This is a genomic window from Alphaproteobacteria bacterium, assembly GCA_035625915.1.
Taxonomy (GTDB): Bacteria; Pseudomonadota; Alphaproteobacteria; order JACZXZ01; family JACZXZ01; genus DATDHA01.
This window is the reverse complement of sequence record DASPOR010000231.1, coordinates 1-7372: the sequence shown is the minus strand read 5'-3', so window position 1 is coordinate 7372 and position 7372 is coordinate 1. Positions and strand designations below refer to the sequence as shown.

The following is a 7372-nucleotide window of genomic DNA, read 5'->3' as shown; positions in this document are numbered from 1 at the left end:
CAGTAGCGCATTGTGTCCGATAAATGATTCCGGACTTCCCCGTTCGTGTGGATGCCCGGGTCAAGCCCGGGCATGACGAAGGGAGAAGTCCCGGGGGCACGCATGGCGAAGGGAGAGTCCGGGCTGTCCGATTTAGATTTTGGCGCACCGGTAACGTTTCAGCGCTGTGCGCAAAACACCCCATTGACGTCATGCCCGGGCTTGACCCGGGCATCCATTTACTTCTGCCCATTCGCTGAAAGACGTGGTTTGAAATTCCCTCACGCGGATGCCACCAAAATATTAGGAACTTCAAATCCACCACACTAGCGCTGTTGTTCGATGAGGTTCTTCATGATCACGTCGAGTTCGGCGGCGTGATCTTTCAGGACCAGGGCGAACTCGACGGCCCATGAATGGCCGGTATGAAGGAAATCGCGCGCGATGCGACGGTTGCGGTTCGCACTGTCCGCGCAGAACGCGCACACGCGTTCGCGGAGTGCCGCCGCGTCAGTCACGAACCCCACCTCGACCGGCCCGGCCCGTACCAAGAAACAGAACGACATTGCCGAGGTCGGCGAATATGAATTTGGCGGTGCGCCGCCATCGCCGTCGCCATTGCCATCGCGATCGGCGCGGCATCTCGCGAATCGCACCGCCCGCAAAGAGACGTTCGAGCATGCTCGTATTTTCAACACGCATGTTTCCTCGCTCTCGCTTGCTCAAGTCGATCTTCCATCCAGCCCGCCCGGGCCGGCCTCAAGACCAAAGCTGGCATGCGGTTTCTGGTTTCGCAATAAAAAGATTGCGAATTCAGAAATTATTTTCATCATCGTTGGGACCGATGCCTGGCGCAGATCTCCGATCATCGGCGCGGAATGTGAAAATCGATTCGCGCAACCCACTCGAGTTCGACCCCGACGATCGGCGGCACCTGCGGATTATGGGAAACAAGCATCAGGGCGCCGGCCGAACGCTGAAGCCATTTCAGCACGAGCCGTCCGTCGACGCCCTTTGCGACAACCTCCTGGCCGGTGCATTGCTCCGGGGCCAAGCGCTCCGAATAAGCAATGACGTCGCCGTCCAAATAACGAGGGGACATGGAATCCCCTTTGACGCGCAAGACGACGCCGCTGTACCCGGTGAACGGCAGCATCAGCTCGTCTATGCCGATTAGATCCGAAAATTCATCGTAAAGGATGACTTCCTCGCTTGCGCCGACAAAACCCAATACGGGAATCGAACGCGGCCACGTCTCATAGACGTCTTGTCCGAACATGCTGAAAATCTCGGCAAGAGGGCGGCCGAGACTCCGGGCGATCGTCGCCCCTTCCTCGACTTTCAAGGCCCGCATGCCCTTGAGCGACTTGGTCAGGGCGGACTCGGACATGCCGATGCCTTGCGAGAACCGCTTCTGGGTTACGCGCTTCGCCTTGAGCAGGGCCTTGAACCCCTTGATGTCGACCGAGTGGCGTGCCATTCGCCCTCATTAACCAGGACTATCTAAGCCCATATAACTAATTTCGCAATTAGAAATTTTTTCGGTTGCCCGATAATTTCCAATATGGCAATAATCGTTTCGACGAAACGCGCGAAACGCTTTGTCGAGGTACGCACTGGCTCCAAGGAGGTCGCACCCATGTACGAGTTAACCAGGCTCAAGGTCCGCGCAATCGCGGATCTGCGAGAGCGAAACAAAACCTGTGCTTATGGGGAGGTGCGATGAGCAGGGGCTCCGTCGTTTCGTCGCTTGGGAGATTCGCACCCCCGACTCTCTCGAAGGAGGATTTTGAATCCTTGCGAACGAAATGCTGGATCGAACGGGGGCTCCTCGTTTTCTCGCCCGAGGAAGTTCAGAACGAATTCGTCCGGCAAGGTGTGGTGAATTGGGCGAGCGTGAAATTCGGCAAGCGGATCAAGAGGGAAAAATGACAAACCGCGCAACGTCGATGCCCGATACCGACACTTACGGCGATCGCGATATGCGGCCCGACACGGTCTACGTCTTCCGCGACGTAGGCTTTGCCGATCAGCACGCCAGGGAGGGACGCAATGCCTCGGAGGCGAGGAAGAGCCAAGCCGCGGTGGCGCTCAATCGCAAGGAATGTCCCATCGAGTGGTATTTTCACCGGGGGATCGTGACCCTGGACCAGCATGCCGCGGCGATGAAGCTGAGGGCGCATTGGGAATTGTTTCAGCTCGGCAAGCAGACGACACTCGACCCGAGCCGCGTGCGTGTCGATGGGGGCCAGCCGCTCGGCATGACGGATCGCCAGCTCGATGGGGTGCGGGCGGTCAACGGCTCTCTCCGTGCGATGGGCCTCATCGGGTCGTCGGTGGTGGTGAACGTCTGTTGCGTGGGAATTACGCTCGGTGCGGTCGAGGCCGCAATGCGCTGGCGCAAGGGCTATGGTGCCGAGCGCCTGCGCGAAGCGCTCGACGACCTCGCCGTGCATTACGGTTTTCGGACGCGCAGACGCGAGATTGCGATTTATCGGGGGTAGGGGGTGTCGCCCGGCCATCTACGTCCTTTCCGCGATTGGGTAGAAGTACGTGGATGCCCGGGTCAAGCCCGGGCATGACGAATGGTGGAGGCCTGGGCTGTGCGATTTGGATCTTGTTGCACTGGCAACGATTCGGCACCCTGCGCAAAACGCCCCATAACCGTCATGCCCGGGCTTGACCCGGGCATCCACGGCTTCGATGCGGGCATAACGATCGGAGAAGTCCCGGGCTGTGCGATTGCTCCGTCTCCTTGCTCGACCCCGTTCCACGCGTCGAACGCGTCGGCGCGGATTGCCTACCTCGAAGCTTCCCTCAGCAAGCCGATGCCGATTCGTCCGCCCATGCCCATCATGTAGAGCTTCACGATCATGTAGCCGGCGGGCTCGGCATAGCGCGCACTTTGGAGCGGGCCAGCGTCGACGGGGTCGGCATCGATATCTTTGACCAAGGATTCAACCGTTTTCTTCGCCTCCGCATCGTCGCTGCAAAGAAATACGGTTACCTTGTTTCCATTGAGCAGGCGTTGCGCCGAGTGCATCAGTTCGGCAGAAGGCGGAATGGCTTTCACGACACGCGCCCAGGGTGCGAGCTTTTGCACCTCCTCGGCCGCCGAGGCGTTGAAGCCGATGGCAAGGCCGCTGTAATCCGGCTTAAGGGCGTTCGTGCAATCCCATAGGATTTTGGACCCCTTCACAGCACCGGCTTGCTTGAGTGCCGCCGGTGTGGCTTCGTATGGGGTCGCGAGCACCACGGCATCGCCAAAGGCGACCGCGTCGGCAACGCTTCCACCCTGTGCCGTGCCGCCAATCGCGGCCGTCGCCTTGGCGAGCGCATCCGGCGTCTTGGCGAAGCTCACGAATACGCGATGCCCTTTCGCCGTGAGAAGTTTGCCGATTGCCGTTCCGACGTTTCCAGCACCGATAATTCCGATTTTCATGAGGGATCTCCTTGGCAAAAATCCCCCGCCATCCCGTGATGTGCCGCGATTTTGACGAGCTTCGGCCTGCGCGGCAATGGAGCCGCCGGTTCCGCGTCGCAATTTTGCGTGATGTGGACAAAGGCGTCCTAGGTCCGGGCATATTGCAGGAAATGTTTTCGAGCTGAAAATTTCTCCTTGACCGAGGTGCAACTCAAGTATATAGCTTGCTCCATATTCGATTGTTGCGCCCGCCCGGAACCGACCGCGGCGGGCGTTTTCGTTCCAGCACCATCGTTGCGCGATTTGCGGCGCTCGTGTGGATGCCCGGGTCAAGCCCGGGCATGACGAAGGGAGAAGTCCCGGGGGCGCGCATGGCGAAGGGAGAGTCCGGGGCTGCCCGATTTAGATTTTGGCGCACCGGTAACGATTCAGCGCTGTGCGCGAAACACCCCATAAACGTCATGCCCGGGCTTGACCCGGGCATCCACGTATTTCTGCCAAATCACTGAAAGACGTGGTTTGAAGTTCCGAAACGCGGATGCCACCAAAATGACAGGAATTTCAAATCCACCACACGAGGACGCGAGCCTGTCGCGTGCGCAAAGGGAGTGCCATGCCAGACGATAGCCCTGCCGATCGCGATGGCAAGCCCTCGGCCGAGTACCAAGCCGAGACTCCCGCGGTCTCGCCGGCTCACGAGGCTTCGCAAAAATCGCTCGAGCACAGCATCTACGCGGATGGCCTCAGCGCCGAGGAAAGGGACCTCGCGGTCGCCATCGGCACGCTCGACGCCGAGATCGCACTCGCCCGGATTCAGCTCCGGCGCGTCCTGATCGCGATGAAGCGAAGCCGCGAGAATCGGCAAGCCGAGCGCGACGCCGCATCGCGAAAGGAGACGGCGGCGGCTGCACGGCCGACATCGCCTTACATGGGCCGGGGCGGAAAAAAGGCCGAAATCGCGAAAGGGCGTCCGACGTATCAAGCCCTCGTCGACCGATGGCTCGGGCGCATCGCGCAACTCGAACGCGTGCGCTTCCAGATCGGCGGCGCTCGGGGTCCCAACGCAGCCGAGGCGGCGCGCAAGATCAACGAGGTTCTCGCCGCGTCGAAGGGGTCGGTGCATGGTCCATCAGAAGCGAGTTTATCCGAAATCGATCCTTCCGACTCCCCGCTGGACACCGCTTAGGCACCACCCTGTCCAGTGGGCATTCTGGAACAGCCCGCATCGCTTCAACACGATTCCGGCAGGGCGGCGGTCCGGCAAGACGGAGCTTGCCAAGCGCAAGCTCGTGTTGCGCGCCATCGCTGGAACGAACTTCGATGTTCCACGCTTCTTCGCGGCGGCACCGACGCGCGAGCAGGCCAAGCGAATCTATTGGGCCGATCTGAAAGCGATGGTGCCGTCCGCCCTCCTGGCAGGCCGCCCGAGCGAGACTGAATTGACGATCCGCCTTATCCACGGCCCGGAAATCTATGTCGTCGGCCTCGACAGGCCGGAACGCATCGAGGGCCAACCGTGGGATGGCGGGATACTCGACGAATACGCCAACATGAAGCGAGGCGCCTGGCCCGAACACGTACGGCCTGCGCTGGCGGACCGTCTTGGATGGTGCGACCTGATCGGCGTGCCCGAGGGGCGCAACCACTACTACGAGTCCGACCGCAAGGCCAAGGCCATGATGGCCGAACGCGGTCCGGCGAGCGAGTGGGGGTCCTATCACTGGAAGTCGGCCGACATCCTGCCGCCTTCGGAAATCCAAGCGGCCCGGCGCGATCTCGACGAGCTGACGTTTCAGCAGGAATACGAAGCGTCTTTCGTCAATTTCGAAGGCCGCGCCTATTATCCGTTCCGCGAGGACACCCATTGCCGCAAGCTGGGCTACGACGCGCGGCAACCATTGATTTTCTGTTTCGACTTCAACGTCGCCCCCGGCGTCGCCGTGGTTGCGCAGGAACAGCGCCTGCCGGGGATGTCCGAAGGGCGGACCGGCACGGGCGTGATCGGCGAAGTGCATATCCCGCGCAACTCGAATACGCCGGCGGTGTGCCGGAAACTTGCCGCCGATTGGATCGACCATGTTGGGCCCGTTCGCTGCTATGGCGACGCGACAGGTGGTGCCGGCGGTTCGGCCAAGGTGGCGGGTTCCGACTGGGACCTGATCAAGGCCGAGCTCAGGCCGGCATTCGGCCAGCGCCTGTCGTTTCACGTGCCCGATGCAAACCCGCCCGAGCGCGCCCGGATCAACGCCGTCAACACGCGGCTGAAATCCGGCGACGAAGCCATCCGATTGATGGTCGATCCGACGAAGGCGCCGAACGTGGTCAAGGATTTCGAGGGCGTGCGCCTTCTTTCGGGCGGGTCGGGCGAGATCGACAAGAAGGCCGACCCGATGCTCACGCACGCGAGCGACGCGCTTGGCTACTACGTCGCCTCGGCCTTCCCGATCGACGCGCGCAAGCCTGTGCAAAGAGGCGCCTTCCCTCACATGGCGAGGTAACGGGTCCGCATGTTCAAGACGATCACGGATACGATACCGTCGGATCGGGACTACCCCATCCGCCAGCGAACGATCGATCTGCGCCGCCGTGTGCTGAACGGCACAATCTACGATCACCTGCCGAACGGCTTCCATGAGGAGAAAGGCCGGAACGACGAGTATATCCCCTTGCGCAGCCGTCGACCGAGCGTGCGCTCGAGCCTTGCCAAGACCGTCGTCGACGATAGTGTGAGCCTCCTCTTCTCCGAGGGCCATTTCCCGGTCGCCGAATGCGCCCATGAGGAGACCCGGGCAGCACTCGCGGCAATCGTGAAGGAGACGAAGCTCAACGAGGTCATGATCGACGCCGCGACGCGAGGCAGCGTCGGCTCGGTCGCATTCCTGTTGCGCGTGCTCAAGAACCGCAGCGGCAAGAACCGGCTCTTCTTCAAGGTTCTCGACACCGAATACCTCACACCCCATTGGTTCGCCAACGAGCCCGACGCGCTCCAAAGCGTCGTTGAGCGCTACAAGGTCAAGGGCAAGCTTTTGCGCGTAATGGGCTACGCGGTCGAGGATGCGGACCTGGCCGCCGATTTCTGGTTCATGCGCGAATGGACCGACAGTGCCGAGAATTGGTACGTTCCCTACAAAGTCGCTTCGCCGGCGGACGGAGCGGGCGACGACCCCCAGCTCAGGATCGATGAGGGTGCGGGACGGACGACGCGGCACGACCTCGGCTTCGTCCCGATCGTGTGGGTGAAAAACCTGCCGGGTGGGGACGATATCGACGGGGCCTGCACCTTCAAGGAGGCGATCGATACGATCATCGAGATCGACTACCTCTTGAGCCAGGGTGGACGGGCGCTCAAATACGCGTCCGACCCCACGCTCCTCATCAAGGAGCCCGCGGTCGGGAACGACGGCCAGCTCGTGAAGGGGGCCGCCAACGCCATCGTCGTCGACAAGGATGGCGACGCCAAGCTCCTCGAAATCGACGGCACGGCGAGCGAGGCGCTCTTGGGCTTCGTCAAGGCGCTTCGCGACCTTGCGCTCGAAAGCATCCACGGCAATCGGGCGAACCCGGACAAGATCGCCATGGCTCAATCGGGCCGCGCCATCGAGCTTCTCAACCAGGCGCTCATCGGGCTGGCCGATCGGTTGAGGATCAGCTACGGCGAAGGCGCCTTGCTCGCGTTATTGCGCATGGTCGTCGCCGTATCTCGGAAGTTCGACTTGTTCGTGGGAGGAAAAGCCATCGGGAAGCTCGACGACTCTTGCCCGATCGCGTTGCGCTGGCCTGCATGGTATGCGCCGACCCAAGGCGAGAAGGCCCAGCTCGCGGCGACCCTCAAGACTCACGCGGATGCCGGCCATATGAGTCGCGAAACCGCGGTCAAGACGATCGCACCCATCTACGACATCGAGGACACCGCAAGCGAAATCGCAGCGATCGCGCACGATCGCAGGGATCAACCAATTTCGTCCGAGC

The 7372-nt window shown here is 61.4% G+C and carries 9 protein-coding genes; 5 read left to right on the top strand and 4 right to left on the bottom strand.

Going from position 1 to position 7372, the window contains the following annotated elements:
* Positions 1 to 305: 305 nt before the first annotated feature.
* The 3 genes from VEJ16_18735 to VEJ16_18725 all read right to left on the bottom strand — a co-directional run bounded on the left by VEJ16_18735 (position 306) and on the right by VEJ16_18725 (position 1459).
* Positions 306 to 497, bottom strand: coding sequence for a hypothetical protein (locus tag VEJ16_18735; protein ID HYB11700.1), 192 nt, complete (start codon positions 495 to 497; stop codon positions 306 to 308).
* Entirely contained in the window at positions 490 to 681 is a 192-nt protein-coding gene (locus VEJ16_18730) for a hypothetical protein (GenBank protein HYB11699.1), read from the bottom strand. The genes VEJ16_18735 and VEJ16_18730 overlap by 8 nt, the downstream gene beginning before the upstream one ends.
* A gap of 163 nt (positions 682 to 844) precedes the next feature.
* On the bottom strand, positions 845 to 1459 hold the full coding sequence (locus tag VEJ16_18725) for a LexA family transcriptional regulator (GenBank protein ID HYB11698.1): 615 nt from the start codon (positions 1457 to 1459) through the stop codon (positions 845 to 847).
* A 242-nt stretch (positions 1460 to 1701) separates the two neighbouring features.
* On the opposite strand from VEJ16_18725, the gene VEJ16_18720 reads away from it, so the two are divergent.
* Both VEJ16_18720 and VEJ16_18715 read left to right on the top strand, forming a co-directional pair.
* Positions 1702 to 1911, top strand: a complete 210-nt coding sequence (locus tag VEJ16_18720; protein ID HYB11697.1) for a hypothetical protein — start codon at positions 1702 to 1704, stop codon at positions 1909 to 1911.
* Complete coding sequence (locus VEJ16_18715; protein ID HYB11696.1) at positions 1908 to 2483, top strand: DUF6456 domain-containing protein; 576 nt, start codon at positions 1908 to 1910, stop codon at positions 2481 to 2483. Before VEJ16_18720 ends, VEJ16_18715 begins: the two co-directional genes overlap by 4 nt.
* A 296-nt stretch (positions 2484 to 2779) precedes the next feature.
* Here the strand turns inward: VEJ16_18715 and VEJ16_18710 are convergent, their stop codons facing one another.
* Complete coding sequence (locus tag VEJ16_18710; protein HYB11695.1) at positions 2780 to 3421, bottom strand: NADPH-dependent F420 reductase; 642 nt, start codon at positions 3419 to 3421, stop codon at positions 2780 to 2782.
* 595 nt (positions 3422 to 4016) lie between these two features.
* Here VEJ16_18710 and VEJ16_18705 point away from each other — a divergent pair.
* The 3 genes from VEJ16_18705 to VEJ16_18695 form a co-directional block, all read left to right on the top strand.
* On the top strand, positions 4017 to 4589 hold the full coding sequence (locus VEJ16_18705) for a hypothetical protein (GenBank protein HYB11694.1): 573 nt from the start codon (positions 4017 to 4019) through the stop codon (positions 4587 to 4589).
* Positions 4525 to 5901 (top strand): hypothetical protein, encoded by a 1377-nt coding sequence (locus tag VEJ16_18700; GenBank protein ID HYB11693.1) that lies wholly within the window; start codon positions 4525 to 4527, stop codon positions 5899 to 5901. Before VEJ16_18705 ends, VEJ16_18700 begins: the two co-directional genes overlap by 65 nt.
* 9 nt (positions 5902 to 5910) lie before the next feature.
* The coding region (locus VEJ16_18695; protein ID HYB11692.1) for a phage portal protein at positions 5911 to 7372 on the top strand (1462 nt) is incomplete at its 3' end.